Source organism: Metabacillus idriensis (assembly GCF_009674765.1).
Lineage (GTDB): Bacteria > Bacillota > Bacilli > Bacillales > Bacillaceae > Bacillus_P > Bacillus_P idriensis.
The window spans coordinates 1,539,666-1,554,787 of sequence record NZ_WKKF01000001.1 but is presented as its reverse complement, the minus strand read 5'-3'; the positions used below and the strand labels follow the sequence as shown (position 1 = coordinate 1,554,787).

At 39.6% G+C, this 15,122-nt stretch carries 20 protein-coding genes and 1 riboswitch; of the genes, 15 read left to right on the top strand and 5 right to left on the bottom strand.

Features of this window, described 5'->3' with window-relative positions; genetic code table 11:
- Positions 1-80 precede the first annotated feature (80 nt).
- Positions 81-860, top strand: coding sequence for a hypothetical protein (locus tag GJU41_RS07725; RefSeq protein ID WP_070877422.1), 780 nt, complete (start codon positions 81-83; stop codon positions 858-860).
- A gap of 38 nt (positions 861-898) precedes the next feature.
- Here the strand turns inward: GJU41_RS07725 and GJU41_RS07720 are convergent, their stop codons facing one another.
- The gene (locus tag GJU41_RS07720; RefSeq protein WP_070877540.1) at positions 899-1,201 is read right to left on the bottom strand and encodes a hypothetical protein; all 303 of its coding nucleotides are present in this window, start codon (positions 1,199-1,201) and stop codon (positions 899-901) included.
- Positions 1,202-1,320: 119 nt separating this feature from the next.
- Positions 1,321-1,653, bottom strand: coding sequence for a hypothetical protein (locus GJU41_RS07715; RefSeq protein ID WP_212031433.1), 333 nt, complete (start codon positions 1,651-1,653; stop codon positions 1,321-1,323).
- Between the two features lie 137 nt (positions 1,654-1,790).
- On the opposite strand from GJU41_RS07715, the gene GJU41_RS07710 reads away from it, so the two are divergent.
- The 5 genes from GJU41_RS07710 (at position 1,791) to GJU41_RS07690 (ending at position 4,766) form a co-directional block, all read left to right on the top strand.
- Positions 1,791-2,354, top strand: a complete 564-nt coding sequence (locus GJU41_RS07710; protein WP_154318222.1) for a cysteine dioxygenase — start codon at positions 1,791-1,793, stop codon at positions 2,352-2,354.
- A gap of 55 nt (positions 2,355-2,409) precedes the next feature.
- Complete coding sequence (locus tag GJU41_RS07705; protein ID WP_070877420.1) at positions 2,410-2,727, top strand: hypothetical protein; 318 nt, start codon at positions 2,410-2,412, stop codon at positions 2,725-2,727.
- Between the two features lie 117 nt (positions 2,728-2,844).
- The gene (locus tag GJU41_RS07700) at positions 2,845-3,219 is read left to right on the top strand and encodes a nucleotide excision repair endonuclease (protein ID WP_070877419.1); all 375 of its coding nucleotides are present in this window, start codon (positions 2,845-2,847) and stop codon (positions 3,217-3,219) included.
- 309 nt (positions 3,220-3,528) lie between these two features.
- Positions 3,529-3,807, top strand: a complete 279-nt coding sequence (locus tag GJU41_RS07695; RefSeq protein ID WP_070877418.1) for a DUF1292 domain-containing protein — start codon at positions 3,529-3,531, stop codon at positions 3,805-3,807.
- A gap of 173 nt (positions 3,808-3,980) precedes the next feature.
- Entirely contained in the window at positions 3,981-4,766 is a 786-nt protein-coding gene (locus tag GJU41_RS07690; RefSeq protein WP_070877417.1) for a phosphatidate cytidylyltransferase, read from the top strand.
- A gap of 68 nt (positions 4,767-4,834) precedes the next feature.
- On the opposite strand, the gene GJU41_RS07685 is transcribed toward GJU41_RS07690, so the two are convergent.
- Positions 4,835-5,956, bottom strand: coding sequence for an NAD(P)/FAD-dependent oxidoreductase (locus GJU41_RS07685; protein ID WP_070877416.1), 1,122 nt, complete (start codon positions 5,954-5,956; stop codon positions 4,835-4,837).
- 137 nt (positions 5,957-6,093) lie between these two features.
- Between GJU41_RS07685 and GJU41_RS07680 the strand changes: the two genes are divergently transcribed.
- From GJU41_RS07680 to GJU41_RS07670, 3 genes are read left to right on the top strand one after another with little or no spacing between them, the layout of a single operon-like run.
- The gene (locus GJU41_RS07680) at positions 6,094-7,077 is read left to right on the top strand and encodes a hypothetical protein (protein WP_224771368.1); all 984 of its coding nucleotides are present in this window, start codon (positions 6,094-6,096) and stop codon (positions 7,075-7,077) included.
- A gap of 29 nt (positions 7,078-7,106) precedes the next feature.
- Positions 7,107-7,487 carry a DUF948 domain-containing protein gene (locus tag GJU41_RS07675; RefSeq protein WP_070877415.1) on the top strand — a complete coding sequence of 127 codons (381 nt, stop codon included), beginning with the start codon at positions 7,107-7,109 and terminating at the stop codon, positions 7,485-7,487.
- 33 nt (positions 7,488-7,520) lie between these two features.
- A complete protein-coding gene (locus GJU41_RS07670; RefSeq protein WP_070877414.1) occupies positions 7,521-7,811 on the top strand; it encodes a hypothetical protein in 291 nt (96 codons plus the stop codon).
- A 147-nt stretch (positions 7,812-7,958) separates the two neighbouring features.
- On the opposite strand, the gene GJU41_RS07665 is transcribed toward GJU41_RS07670, so the two are convergent.
- Positions 7,959-8,408 carry a cupredoxin domain-containing protein gene (locus GJU41_RS07665; RefSeq protein ID WP_070877413.1) on the bottom strand — a complete coding sequence of 150 codons (450 nt, stop codon included), beginning with the start codon at positions 8,406-8,408 and terminating at the stop codon, positions 7,959-7,961.
- Positions 8,409-8,539: 131 nt separating this feature from the next.
- Between GJU41_RS07665 and GJU41_RS07660 the strand changes: the two genes are divergently transcribed.
- Positions 8,540-8,704, top strand: coding sequence for a hypothetical protein (locus tag GJU41_RS07660; RefSeq protein WP_154318221.1), 165 nt, complete (start codon positions 8,540-8,542; stop codon positions 8,702-8,704).
- A 37-nt stretch (positions 8,705-8,741) separates the two neighbouring features.
- Here the strand turns inward: GJU41_RS07660 and GJU41_RS07655 are convergent, their stop codons facing one another.
- Positions 8,742-9,023, bottom strand: coding sequence for a hypothetical protein (locus GJU41_RS07655; RefSeq protein WP_070877412.1), 282 nt, complete (start codon positions 9,021-9,023; stop codon positions 8,742-8,744).
- Positions 9,024-9,240: 217 nt separating this feature from the next.
- Between GJU41_RS07655 and GJU41_RS07650 the strand changes: the two genes are divergently transcribed.
- The 5 genes from GJU41_RS07650 (at position 9,241) to GJU41_RS07630 (ending at position 14,821) form a co-directional block, all read left to right on the top strand.
- Positions 9,241-10,497, top strand: coding sequence for a M20 family metallo-hydrolase (locus GJU41_RS07650; RefSeq protein WP_070877411.1), 1,257 nt, complete (start codon positions 9,241-9,243; stop codon positions 10,495-10,497).
- A gap of 21 nt (positions 10,498-10,518) precedes the next feature.
- The gene (locus GJU41_RS07645) at positions 10,519-10,740 is read left to right on the top strand and encodes a DUF3311 domain-containing protein (RefSeq protein WP_070877410.1); all 222 of its coding nucleotides are present in this window, start codon (positions 10,519-10,521) and stop codon (positions 10,738-10,740) included.
- A complete protein-coding gene (locus GJU41_RS07640; RefSeq protein ID WP_070877409.1) occupies positions 10,740-12,206 on the top strand; it encodes a sodium:solute symporter family protein in 1,467 nt (488 codons plus the stop codon). The genes GJU41_RS07645 and GJU41_RS07640 overlap by 1 nt, the downstream gene beginning before the upstream one ends.
- Before the next feature lie 79 nt (positions 12,207-12,285).
- Positions 12,286-13,935 (top strand): amidohydrolase, encoded by a 1,650-nt coding sequence (locus GJU41_RS07635; protein WP_070877408.1) that lies wholly within the window; start codon positions 12,286-12,288, stop codon positions 13,933-13,935.
- Between the two features lie 208 nt (positions 13,936-14,143).
- Positions 14,144-14,821: a Dph6-related ATP pyrophosphatase gene (locus GJU41_RS07630; protein ID WP_070877407.1), complete on the top strand. Its 678-nt coding sequence runs from the start codon at positions 14,144-14,146 to the stop codon at positions 14,819-14,821.
- A 65-nt stretch (positions 14,822-14,886) separates the two neighbouring features.
- A riboswitch (cobalamin riboswitch) is annotated at positions 14,887-15,070 on the top strand.
- The last annotated feature ends 52 nt before the right edge of the window (positions 15,071-15,122 follow it).

Below are 15,122 nucleotides of genomic sequence, written 5' to 3'. Positions count from 1 at the left end.
GCCCAAACATATGAGGGTCACATGGAAAAAGACACCTACATAGACTATAAAGAATGAATAGGAGAGGAAGGAGGGAAAACGTGTCCAATAACGACAGCCATAAAGGTCAATCAAAGGCTTATTTAACGATTCCTTCAACAGCGAGTACTTCAAATCAGGAATACTTCCGGGTCAATTATATGCAAGACTTTCTGAAACATCAGCAGCAAGTAAATACTGAACTTTCACATGCAGCAAATGCCTTAAACAGCTTACTGCATGAGTCCAGAACAGAGCAAACGCAGCACTTTCATGCTGTTTACCGGAAATTAGAAAAACAGGAAGCTGCGACATCACCGCTGCTGTCAAATATAGAAACACAGCAGTCTGCATCAAAAATAATGAGTGAACGATTAGAAATCCTGGAAAATTCAAACAAAGAAATGATGAGCAAGTTATTAAGTGAAGGTCATGTAAGCCAGGCAATTATTGATCAGCTTACATTGCAGGACCAGTCTATAAGAGAACTTTCAGGGAGATTTAAAACGTATGAGAGTTTACAGGGGAAAATAATAGACCAGCTGGATTCGCATGCTGAACTTAAAGAACAGATTAAAAACAGGCTTGAACTGCAAGAGGTGTTTCATCAGAGTGTAATCGAGAAAATCAATCATCAAGAAGCTTTGACCGAGAAAATTTCAAGAGATATAGCTCATTTAAAATCGGTTATTTTTGAAAGAGTTTCTTATCTCGCTGAAAAAGCAGAAGAGAATTTAAAGATAACAAAAGAGTATATATTTAATCTTTTTACAAAGAGTGAATCTTTTAAAGAATATACGATTACAAAGCCTTCAAAGAAAAAGGATCTTTCAAACCTTTAACACAAAAAAACCAACTTCTGTTGGGTTTTCTCATGTCATCATTTATTTTTCCATTTAGAAATCTCTTCCGTTGCCACAAAAGCAAGATCGTCATTTCCAAACAGGGAGAGTACACCAAGAAGTGTATCGTTTGAAATTTCGCCAGCTTCCTCTTTGGGGACAGTTAATTCGATTGCTTGCTTCAATTCATGATTTTCCGCCTGATTAGGGTATGCGCGTACATAAAGTTCTGCAGGGTCAAGATCATGATTGATGCACCATTGGGCAAAGACAAGTATCATCATTTGCTCGTCGCGCTGATAATTGCGGATGATTTGTTCTTGTGTTTCTTTAGAATTCATATCGAAAAGCTCCTTACTATGTACATTTCTTTCCCTATCATAGCACAGGATTTTACGCTTGTAATGATTAGAAAAAAGAGGCTTCATAAGGAAACCTCTTCGATTCATGAGTTTAGCTGTTAATAATAGAATGGATATGGGATGAAAAATGGAAAGATAAACGCGTAATACGGAAAACGGCGTCTTCGGAAACGGCGGAATCTTCTTCTATATCCATATTGCCTGTTCGCATCCATTTCACTTTCTTCCACTTCTTCAGGAATCATCATCGTGACACCCTCATTATCCATATCCTCGATAATTCCTTCAACTTGAGAGCCATCTGACATTCGTGCAATGACATAAAAATTCATATGCCTTCTGCAAGTGCTCATTGCATCTTCTCTAGTTTCATATGGTTCTTCCTGCGTCCAATTCCCAGGGTAATACCCATATTGGTAATTGTTCATCATAATCCCTCCTCTGCGGTTTAGGTTATTCACCCACATCGAAACATGTGACAAAGTTGCTAGAAATTTTTTTACATATGGATAAGATATCGAATCATAATGTTTAAAGTGATACTTGAACTTGAACGGAGGTTACTATTTTGAAGCTAATTGATAAAGTCCAAACCATTCTTGGAAGTATTCAAACTGCGTCAAAAATGGAATTATTGGAAGCTTTAAAAAATCTGAATATACAGCTTGAAGAATTAGAACCATTTCTTAACAATGAACTAAATAAACCATACTACCGAAAGCTCCTTTATAAAAATGAATCACTTGAGCTGCTTGTGATGAACTGGTCAGCACTGGAATGTGCGCCTCATGATCACGGGAAGTCGCATGGGTGGATTCAAGTCATTAACGGAGTTTCTGAAAACACTATATATGAGGTGAAAGAGAATCAAATGCCTTCTGAACTATTCACAGAGAAAGAAGAGAGCGGGAAGATCTTTTTTGCGCCAATAGGAGGCGTGCATAAAATGGGGGAGGCACAAGGCACCAACCTTGTCACTATCCACCTTTATTCTCCGCCAATTACAGGAATGAAGGTGTATGATCTGGAAAAATGTGCAGCATGTGTAGTTTCTGATGATTGCGGAGCATGGTGGCCAGATGAGGATTTTCAAAAGGTGAAAGAAATAAAACTGAAAAAAGCTGCGGAATGAATTCGCAGCTTTTTATTATGCTGAAATTGGATATAACTATATGGAGGTGATTTTAATGAAGCGGCCGACACACCTGATCATTTTCTTTATGGCAGGACTTTTCCTTTATTATGCCTGGACAGGCTTTGTAAAAAGCGAACTCACAATTACAACACATAAAGGGTCCATTTTGGAAAAGTACGAGACTGCAGACATTTTAGAATCAGGAATGAATGTCATGTCTCAGCCTGTCTATCATGTTAAACTTTCAACAGGTGCCCGTCTGCAGGTATCTGCATTTGTCTATAGCACCCTCAAGACAGGGGAATCAGCCGTTTTCGCAGAAAAACAAAACCATGTGTACCTTATAGCTGAAAACAAATTAATATATTGAATACTCTTTTTATAAGATTTGGTGGCATTTTCCGCTATACGTATGAGATAATACATAAGTTCATTTTTCGCACGAATTTGATAAGAACAAGTCACATAATATAGGAAGTGAATCTTAATGATTAAAATTGAAATCCCTAGAGCAGATGTTGTCCTGACAAGAAATCCGGTTAAAGGTCAGCCTGTTGAAGCTCCATTAAGCAGCGAATACGGTTTTACTGATTACAACAGAATTCCCCGCGATAAAGGCGGAATATTCATGTTTTACAATATCAATGATGAGCTTTTGTTTGTAGGCAAAGCACGCAAGCTTAGACAAAGAATCAAAAAACATTTTGAAGATACTGTATCTCCAATCAAAAACAACCGTGATGAAGTACATGAAATTGCCGTTTGCATCGTAGACAATGCAGTAGATCGTGAAATTTACGAGACATACATTATTAATGAGCTTCAGGCTAAATATAATGTAGATAAAGTATTTTATAAATAACGAAAGATAAGCATTCGGCCCTGCCGTATGCTTTTTTATTGGCTCGATTAATTTTGTTAAGGCTCTCATAAGTATTTTTGATAACCTGCCTGATCTATTTTATTAGAGCTATCTACTTTTTACATGTCTTTATAGAAAAGAAAAACAGCTTCGTTAATGAATCCGCTGCTGTAAAACGGTTAATAGGTAATTACCGTTTAAAGTGTTATAATAAATTGGTTTCAAAAGAGGATTATATTATTTGAGTTAGGGAAAATAACTAAAGCAAAGAATTCATCCAAATTTCAACTAATGGAAGGAGATTTTACGATGGATAAAATTGAAGTAGGCGAGATTTTTACAATCAGCGATGAGAACGATCAGGAGCAGGAAGTAGAAGTTCTTGGGGTATTAGAAGTAGACGGCACTGAATATGTTGCAGTTGGTTTTGTTGAAGAAATTCAGCAAGAAACAGACGAAGACATTGACATCTACTTCCTTCGTGTAGACGAAGAAGGAGACTTCACTGCCATAGAAAGCGACGACGAGTTCGATAAAGTATCGGCTGCGTTTGATAAATTGATGGAAGAAGAAGCAGAAGAAAACTGATCTACATAATTTTAAGACCAAGTGCTTTTATGCATTTGGTCTTTTTTATTTATCGATGGATTTTACTAGAAATACAGGAAATTTCTATTTAAAGATACAGATTTGTTTTTCGTTTTTCTTATCTTTATAGTACAATCAATTCTAATGGAAAAAAAGATAAGGAAGTGTAACAAATGAAAGAACGCATCATCACCGGCATTATTATCTTGATTTTATTCATGATTCCATTCTACATTGGAGCATTTTGGTTTACTTATTTAGCCATGATCTTAGCCATAATTGCCTTTCATGAATTGACAACCATCATTAAAATCAGAAAATACGGGACGAAATATTTTGTTGGCCTTGCAGGAATTGTGCTGTTATTTCTCCCGCTGCTTCCGTTTTTGAATGTAACGTTTGAGATTATCCAAATTAAAGTGCTGCTTGCACTCGTTTTATTTTTCCTGACATCCACCGTTTTTAATATTGAATATTCGATCGAAAAAGCTGGAACGCTGCTAATCGGTGTTCTCTACATTGGATTTGGCTTTGTGTTTTTGGCAGAAGCGAGAATTGATGAAGGCCTTATTTGGACACTGGCAGTATTAATTTCAATATGGGCAACTGACTCAGGGGCCTATTTTGTCGGCAGAAAGTTTGGCAGAACGAAGCTTGCTGAAAAGGTAAGCCCCAATAAAACCATTGAAGGTTCAATCGGGGGCATCATCATTGCTCTCATTATTGGTCTTGTCATGCAAATGAGTTTTCAGCCATTTGACAATTATGGTGAAACAGTCCTTCTGATCTTTGTCGTTTCTATTGCCGGTCAAGTTGGAGACCTTGTAGAATCAGCTTTAAAACGCCACTTCAAAGTAAAAGATTCAGGCAAGCTGCTTCCTGGACACGGAGGCATTCTCGACAGGCTGGACAGCTGGATCTTTGTTTTCATCGGATTGAAGTTAATAGGATTAATTTAGAGGATATACGATTATCGTATATCTTTTTTTATCCAAAAAATATAAAATTCAAAAAGGGAGGGAGATCTTCAGTCCCCCAAAGCCCCTTCAATTTTATATAGATCGAGGTCAATCTCAAGTTCCATGCCAAGTGCAAGCTTTGAAAGCTCTCGGCCAATAAAAGGACCCATCGTCAGCCCCGATGCTCCCAGTCCGTTTGCAGCTGCTAATCCTCTCCAGCCCGGTACGGAACCTACTACAGGCAAAAAGCCCGGTGTAAATGGCCTGAAACCTGTTCTGGCTTCAAGAAAGGTACTTTCATCTAGGCCTGGAGCCGTTTCTAATGCTTTATTAAAAACCTCCCGCAGACCGCCTGCTGTAATTCTGGTATCGAATCCTTCAATCTCATTTTCATGCGTGGCTCCGGCCACAATCCGCTGTTCATCAAATGCAAGTAAATATTGATCACTTGGAGGCATGACTACAGGCCAGGAATCCGTATTTGCGTCTTCTAATTTCAAATGGGCAATCTGAGCTTTTTGATAGGTAACCTTAAAAGTTATGCCAAGAGGTTTTAGTAATTCATTTGCCCAGGCTCCTGCGCAGATTATGACCGCATCTGCAGAAAAATCTTTCCCATTAACAAACACTCCTGTCACTTGGTTGCCTTCATATTGAAGTTTAGCATCCCCATGAATATAAACGGCTCCCTTTTTCTCGGCAGCTCTTAAAAGGGAGTCTCTTAAAGCACGGCCATCAACACGTGCAGCTCCTTCAATATGAACGGAGAAATAGTCATCTGACAGCGGAGGAAAGCTTTTTTTTGTTTCTATTTTGGATAATGGAGTGATTTTGCCGATTTCCGGTGCATCTTCTTTTCTTTTAATAGCCCGTTCTTCAATTTTCTTAATCTTATCTTCATCACGATGCAGGATAATCGCGCCTACCCGCTTATAACCCGTATCTGATTCACCTTCTTTTTCTAGTTCATCAATTAATTCTGGATAGTAACGGGCTCCGCCTTTGGCAAGCTTATACCAGGCTTGATTTCTGCGCTGTGATACCCAGGGGCAGACGATTCCGGCCGCAGCATCTGTTGCTTGTCCTGCATCTTTGCGGTCTACTATAGTGACCTCAGCTCCGAATTTAGCTAAATGATAGGCAGTCGAAGCTCCTAAGATTCCTGCACCGATTACGATGATTTTTTTCATTTACATTCATCCTTTTAAAAATTCATTACTCTTACTATACACGATTGTTCTCATCCTGCGATCGTTATGATTTCATCCTAACCAAAGATAAGAGCGCATAGAATAGTGTATCAAATGTTTCAATAAAGAGGTGCAGAATGAATCCGATAAATAACAATTATTTGCCATTGATAAAGCATTTTCTACCGCATGAAGCTGAAGTGCTGGAAATATTGCATCCAACGAACCGCCAGGCCATTCTTGTTGGTGATATTGACGGAGACCAAATCATGGAAATAGCCGCTGCCTATAGATACAAAGGGGAGCATTATGTTCTCATATTAAAAAATGTTCACAATTCATGGCAGCAGGCAGCAAATTTGAAGGGAAACAGTCCTTATTTTGCTGATTTTTATCTTAATACTCCTGAGATGAGCCGTTATATTGTGACCGAGGAAAAAGGAGACGTCACTGGAGATGGCATACCTGATACCGTCTATCTGACTGCCGATCAAACTCCGGACAGTCCATTTCTGCAGAATATCACGCTAAATGTTAAAAATGGAGGCACCGGACAAGTGCAGCAAATCACTTTAAAAGAGAATGCCGGATATGATCCATCTTTGTTTTTGGGTGATTTCACCGGCAATAAAGCAGAAGATATTTTAGTAGTCATAAACTCAGGCGGCAGCGGAGGCATTCTATTCACCTATGTTTTTTCCTATATGGACAGGAACTTCAAACAGATTTTCGACTCTGAAACGTTTAATGAATCAAATAAATACGAAGTTTTTTATCTAGATCAATTCAAGGCTCAAGTAAATAGTTTAAAGCCGGCTAAAACATATATTCTTGACCTTCAATATAAAGGGCAGGAGTACCTGAACGAAATTTATAATAAAGACGGCACTTTAAAGAAACCTGTTGAGGGCTGGGTAGCTCCGCTTTCAGGACTGTACCCGGTCGACTTTGAACGGGACGGCATTTATGAACTGGATGCGTATCAGAATATCCCAGGCAGGTACAGTGCAGATGGGTTAGGTTACATGATGAATGTTTTGAAGTGGAACGGACGTGAATTTGTGACGGATCGGCAAAGCATTGCGATTTTTGGGAAGGAAACTGAGCAGCAAATAACTTAATGACAAACGATTAATACAAGCTGCGATTTATGCAGCTTGTATTTAAATCAGAAGAAGAAGCTATTCGGATTGCTATTGAAAATTTTGGCGGTAAACAGAACATGATTAAAGGGTTATCTGAGTTTTTTAAAGTGCAGAAAAAATTCCTTAACTGCATAGGGGCAATTATTGTATTTGCATTCGTGCTGGGTTGTATTTTTCTCATTTTATCCATCATGGATCAAAAAGAGTTCAATGATGAAGCAGCACAATTGAATAATGTGCAAGAGGAACAAGAGCTCATCATGAATGATGTATTTGATGTACTTGAAGATTCAAATGACCTGACGCAAGCGGATGAAAAGAATCTTATCAAGGCTTTTGAAAAATATCAGGATAAACTAAATCTCATTGCCGTTTTTCCTGTATAAGGTTTAGAAGATTGGCTGCAAGAAAATCAGCAAGTGTTAGATGGGCCAGACAGACATTTTCCAATTGATTATGTAAGAGCTGCAGCGGTAATTGGCAAAGAGGGTGTGATTAATAATAAAGAACAAATTAAACCCGGTGATTATGATTTTGGTACTGTGATTATGGCGAACAGCAAATGGATTATTCAATACGAATATAAAACCTCTTATGAAAAGACGATTGAAAAGTATGTTCAATTAAAATATTATGGTCCCACTATTTGGATCTTTTATCAGATTCCCATTTTATTTTTCACTATATTCATCGTTCTCGGTGTAGTTTGACTGTTCTTTATGAAACAAAACAAGCAATTAAAAGGAGTCATCAGTTAATCCAACTTTAAGAATATAAAGCGCATTAATGAGGGAACTTCCAGTAAAATTGGAGTTCCCTTTTTATAGATCTTATCCTATAAAAAAATAAACCAATCCTTAATCCACAACGATATACGCAATCATCGGCACACCTTGTCCGTGATGGGAGTGTGTATCGCAAATGAGACGATAAATTCCTTCTTTATCGAATTTTAATGGAATGACTGTTTTGGTCCCTTTTTTCACTGTACCGGTAATGTCCGTTCCTTCAATTCTGAATGGATGCTCACTGCCATTCACTCCATGAATCGTTAATGTTACTTGTTTTCCTTCAGGCACATAGATCGTTCCCGGGTCCCATCTGTAGGCTTCAATCTCTTTTCCGTCATCCGTTTTTGATTTGAATTCCCCTGTGACCATATTGATTTCCAGGTTCCCGCTGTTATTTTCGATTTTCAAGGTCGGAGATGCTATCGGACTGAAATAATACCAAATGCCAATTCCTATTAAAGCAAAAAGTGCCGCTCCAAATAAAATCCACTTCTTTTTAATTAAGACAAAGCGCATGACTGTACCTCCTATCTCTATTTTTAAATTTATATGACAGGAGGGAGGTAAACTTGTCTGATCATTTCAAGGAAAAGGACGAATAGATACGTTTCCAAAAACAAACCCTTTAAGAAAAAGGAGGTTCAACCATGAAAAAAGAAAAAGATGAGTCGTTTTTGAAGCTGAAAGATGGCCAAGCACATCCCAATTTCAAGGACATATCAGGAGACTCCGTAGATGAACTCAGAAATACAGAGTCTGCCAACATCATGTTAGGCGGAGATGAAATCAAGCAGCAGAATGAAAATCTGTAAAACCAAAAAAGGTATGTCGCATGCGACATACCTTTTATTATTCCTCATTAAAGAACTCACTGCTGAACAGGTTATATGAATCCTCTTCTTCCTCTTCTTTATCAACCGAGCGCACAGTGTCAGAGTAAGATTTTCTTCTCCGGTTTAAATCTTTGAATTCCGCTTCTAAAAATTCTGCCTGATCGTGCGAAAGCTTAATGGTTACTTCATTATTATTTTTATCCGCAGCTTTTAAAAGCACATAGCTGTCTACCGAATCACGCAGCGTAACGTTGCTGAGCGTTAAATTCATATTAGTTAGTTCGTATCTTGCTTTCATTGATGAATGGACCTCCAGTGGCCGTATATATTATACATTCTATTTTATAGATATAAATAGAAAAGTACAACGAACCGGCAAAATAATTCTAAATAACCATTCTATTGGACAAAGTGTAAAAACATATCATGATTCATTTTACGTTAAGAAAAATGAAATAGAGAGAAATTTGCTATACTATTAATACAGAATATTCTATAAATTCACACAGGAGGGGATACGATTGACAGAAAAAACACTGACAATAAACAAAACCCGGCTGGAAGAAAGAATACATGCTCTATCACAGATAGGGAAAATAAGTGATACAGGTGTATGCAGACTTGCTCTGTCTCCTGAAGACAAAGCAGCAGTCGAAACGGTAAAAGGCTGGATGGAAGAAGCAGGATTAACGGCAAGAATCGATCACTTTGGAAATCTGATTGGCCGTCTTGAAGGAAGGAATCCTGAGGCTCCCGTATTAATGCTGGGTTCACATATTGATTCACAGCCGTATGCAGGAAGGTTTGATGGAGTAATCGGGGTCATAGGTGCGTTAGAAGCCGCTCAAACATTGAAAGAGTTGAATATTACTCCAAATATGCCGATTGAGATCGTCGCGTTTTGCGATGAAGAGGGCTGCCGTTTTAACAAAGGATTGTTTGGAGTTAGAGGAATCCTTGGCAAACTGGAAGATGGCGAGTTAGACCGGACAGATAAAAATGGCATCACTCGAAAAGAGGCATTAATTGAATTTGGATGTGATCCTGAAAAATTCAAGGAATCAGAATATTCTGCTGGAAGCATTTCCGCATTTATTGAGCTGCACATAGAACAAGGGCCCATTCTTGAAGCAAAAGATACACCCGTTGGAATTGTAACAGGCATTTCAGGACCCTTATGGCTGACGGTAGAACTGGAGGGCTTTGCAGGTCACGCCGGCTCTGTTCCTATGCACATGAGACAGGATGCACTGGTTGGAGCAGCCAAAATCGTTGTTGCGCTCAATGATTTAACAAGCGAGGATGTTTCGGCGCCAACAGTCGGCACAGTTGGAAGCATGAAGATCTTTCCTGACTCACGAAACATCATTCCCGAAAAAGTCAGCTTTACAATCGATTTAAGAGATATTGAGATTGAAAGACGCGATCTTATTGAACAGCAGCTGAGAAAAAAAATCCACACGATTTCAGAGCAGCATGGACTGACTTATACCATTTCAGAAGATACAAATAGTGAACCGCGCTATTGCTCTGAAAGAATAAAAAAATTGATGAGTAAAGAGAGCGCAAACATCGGGCTGAATGCGATTGAATTAATGAGCGGACCGTTTCATGATTCGCTGGCAATGTCGTATGAATGTGATTATGGAATGATTTTTGTCCGCTGTAAAGACGGCATCAGCCATAATCCTAAAGAGTTTTCAACTATTGAGGATATCTCGCTTGGAACGGAGCTATTATACAGAACGGCTATGAAAATGGCTTTAGATTAAAGAAAGAGGAGGAGATGAAGGATGAGCAGCCGTAAATTCACTGCCCTTTTTATAACTGTTGGACTGATTCCTTTTATGATGCTGGTTTTTCCATTTTTCGAACTTGGCAATCGGGCAACTCCCATTATCCTTGGACTGCCTTTTTCATTTTTTTGGGTCATCCTGTGGATTGTCATTACATTTGTTGCCTTAATAGGTTTATATTTTCTTGATCCTGAAAAAGACGCAGAGGAGGACCTATAATGCCCAACTGGCAAATCGCTTTAATCATGATGGTTGCTTACTTAGTAGTTGCATTAATTATTGGAGTTGCTGCAGGTAAAGGCAGAGATGGGGGCTCACTTGAGGAGTTTGCAATAGCTGGCGGAAAGCTGGGATTGTTCGTTATGTGGTTCCTGATGGGCGGAGCTGTATTCAGTGCCTTCTCGTTTCTTGGAGCTCCAGGATGGGCTTATTCAAAAGGTGCGCCGGCACTTTATATTATTACTTATACTGCCTTTGCAATCTTACCCTGGTATATTATCGGTCCAAAAATAGGGAAAATCGGGAGAAAGTACAATCTGTACACCGTTGCAGCCTTTATGAAAGGAAGGTACAACAGCCCTATTTTAGGCATACTTGTCGGCCTAATCGCATTATTTGCATCTGTTCAATATTTGGCCACTCAAATGACAGGTATGGCTCATATCTTTAATATCATGACAGAGGGCCGGATTCCATTTTGGCTTGGAGCCCTTGTATCATACGGGATTGTGGTGATTTATGTTGCAACCGGCGGACTGCGGGCTGCGGCATGGTCAGATGTTTTTCAGGGCTTATTGATGATTATTATTTCCTGGGTAGTCGGATTGTCCATCGTTAATCAATTGCACGGCGGGACAACAGACATGTTTGCTAACATCATAAAAGAGCAGCCTGAATTTCTCCAAATCGGAAAATCAGGCTCAACGATGGATCCGACTGCCTACTCAACAACTATCTTGGTATCCGTAATCGGCTTTATTATGTGGCCTCATTTATTTTCAAAATCATATGCATCTAATTCAAGAACCATTAAAAAGACGGTACTCGCTTACCCGATATTCGCCTTGTTCCTTGTGCCGCTATTACTAGTGGGATTTGCAGCAAAGGGTGTCGTAGATGCGGGTCAGCTTGAAAATGCAGATCAAGTTCTGCCATTCTTAATAACCACTGTCATGAATATGCCTGGATGGGTTTACGGGCTTGTCGGAGCCGGTGCTCTGGCTGCTGCAATGTCTACAGCTGATGCCATTACTCACAGCGCTTCACTCGAAGTGACAGATGGTGTCGTCAAAAACATCTGGAAAAACCTTTCTGATAAAAAGACGCTGCTTATTATGAGAATCGGTGTTTTTGTCATCGGTGCTCTTGCGTATTACATTACGATCTTTGGCGGTCAGGGATTAATAGCTCTATTATTGGGGGCATATGGCTCGATCGTCCAATTCGCACCAGGAGTTTACAGCGCTTTATACTGGAGACGGGCAACTGCAGCTGGCGTAATTTCCGGATTACTGGTCGGCACCGTTGTAAACTATTACTTCCAGCTCGTAGCAGCTTCAACTCCATTTGGCATCCATGCCGGCATCTTAGGATTGATGGCTAACGTAGTTGTCATGGTGACGGTTTGCTATTTAACAAAGCCTCAAGAAGCAGAGGACGCAAAACGATATATCGATGTTGCTTAAATTTTTATAAAAAACGCGCCGGTTTCCTTGTGTTCTAAGGTGCCGGCGATTGTTATTTCAGGCATGAAAGGAGAACATAATGAAAGCAGATTTTGTCTTTATAAATGGAGAGGTTCTCACAGTTGATGAAACAGATGGAATAGCTGAAGCCGCTGCAGTCCAAGGCAGCAGAATCATGGCAGTCGGATCAAATGACACAATCAGAGAGTATATCACTGATGAAACAACTGTCATTGATCTTAACGGAAAAACGCTTATGCCGGGCTTTATTGATGCCCATATTCATCTCACAATATACGGGACGAATTTATTGGGAGTAAGCTGCACAGACCCTTCTATTCAATCACTGTCAGATCTATTTGAAGCATTGAGAAAAAAAGCAAAAGAAACTCCTCCGGGACAATGGATTCGCGCCACTGAATTCAACGAAGGAAAGCTGACTGAACAACGTTATCCTACAAAACAAGAACTTGACCAACTATCAACTGAGCATCCAATCGTCATTGTCCGCACGTGCAATCATACTTCAATTGCAAACAGCAAAGCGTTAGAAATGGCCAAGATTTCAAGAGATACGAAAGATCCTGAAGGCGGAATCATCGAACGCTTTCCAGATGGAGAATTGACTGGAAAACTGATTGAAAATGCGCATATGCAGCTTTTTCAATATGCAGGTTTCAGTGAAAATGAAGTGAGAAAAGGAATGAAATTAGCTTCAGATGCATTTATTAAAGCGGGCATAACAAGTGTTCATGATGCAGGCGGATATGGCGACGGTGCTGACACGCTGCGCATCATGCAGCAGGCCGTCCAGTCAAATGATATTCGGGTAAGAGTCTATGCAATGATTGGTTCATTAACCAGCTCTCATGATTTCGTCCGCAAAATGCTTGAAGCAGGTCCGATTACCGGGCTTGGAAATGACCGCTTTAAAATCGGTCCTGCTAAGGTTTTTACAGATGGCAGCAGTGTAGGACCTACAATTGCAACACGGGAACCTTATACTCATAGCTCCAGTGATTATGGAATTCTATACTACACACAGGAAGAATTAAACAGGATCTTGGGGGAAGCACATAAAAAAGGCTTTCAAATTACGGCTCATGCACAAGGTGACAGAGCGATTGAAATGCTGCTTAATTGTTTTGAAAAGGCACTCAATGATTTCCCGCGGCACAATCACCGCCACCGGATTGAGCATGCGGGTATTGCTTCTAATGATCTTCAGGAACGAATAAAAGATCTAGAAGTTGTCGTAACACCAAATCCAGTCTTTATGTATGCCAACGGAGATAAGTATCTTGAGTATTACGGGGATCGTGTGAATGTTATGTACCCAGCACGCGGCTTTCTAGAAAAAGACATAATTGCTGCATTTGGATCAGATGCCCCGGTGACTTTTCTTGATCCGCTGCTCGGAATCCATGCTGCTGTTAACAGAGAGTCAAGCGGCGGTTCACCCGTTGGAAAAAACCAATGTCTTTCTGTGTTGGAGGCTATTCGCGCCTATACATGGAACGGGGCTTACGCAAGCTTTGAAGAAACCAGCAAAGGCAGCATTGAAGCTCAGAAATTGGCAGATTTCGTTGTGCTAAGCGAAAGTATATTAAAAGTGGATAAAAAAGAAATTAAAAATGTCAAAGTGGTATTAACAATGATTAACGGGGAGATTTTATATGATTCTCAAAACCTGCTAGAAAAAGGGAAAATCAGTAAAGTAATTCGATGATTCAGAAGCAAGAGACGCCGAAGTGGATAATTATTCATTTTGGTGTTTTTTGATAGAAAAATAGCCGTCTTAAGAAGCAACTTATTGTATATTAATACAACTTTATCATTTAAGACGGCAATTTCTTTTGACTTGTGATTTCTTTTGAATCATAATCAAAATGGAAAAAAGCAAAGCATACATAAAAAGAATGAAAGCGGTGAATCGAATGAAGAAAAAGATTGCCCTATCATGGAGCGGCGGCAAAGATGGCTGTATGGCACTCCATAAGCTAATTGCCCAGGGCCATGAAATTGCCTGTCTTGTAACCACTGTACCAGTGGAGCTGGAAAGAACGTTCGGACATGGCGAGAAAATGGAAGCGATTCTATTACAAAGTGAAGCATTAGGTATTCCTGTGCATTTTATTAGATGCACATTTAAAGGATATACTCAAAGTTTTATAGATTCACTTAGAGAGTTGAAGGAGAACTATCATCTTACAAGTGCAGCTTTCGGAGATTTGTATCTTGATGAACACCGCAGCTGGGGAGAGAATGCAGCGAACTCTGCCGGGTTAGAAGCACTGTATCCGCTCTGGATGGAGAAGAAGGAAGCAGCGCACGCCCTTCAAGCTTTTGTAAATAGCGGATACAAAGCTGTCATCATCAGAACTCAGGATGATGTGCTTGATAAAACATGGCTTGGCAAGGAAATTGATCAGCAGCTAATAGAAAAAATGAAGTCAATGCCTATCTGTCCTATGGGTGAGGCAGGGGAATATCATACCTTTGTGTATGATGGTCCATTATTCAAAAAGCGAATCCAGATGACATTTGGCGAGAAAACACAAATGGAAACTACGACTCGTTTGGAGCTTGAAGGTTTAACCCTCATCGTGAAATAGTCTGACTGACGTTTCAGAAAAAAGATTTTGATGACATATCCAGTTTTATAGATTACAATGAACAAAAAATATGATTCTTTAAAAGTGCCTGATGAGATCAGGATAATAGGGAAACCGGTTAGAATCCGGTGCAGCCCCCGCTACTGTAAGCGCAGATTCAGTTGAGATGCCACTGACTTTTTAAGTTGGGAAGGTTCAACTGGAAATGAAGCGTGAAGCCAGGAAACCTGCTTTTAAAGATTGATTGCTTGTTTTTCGGAGGGAAGAATAAGTCAGGTACCCTTAGTTTGTATGTTTTTGC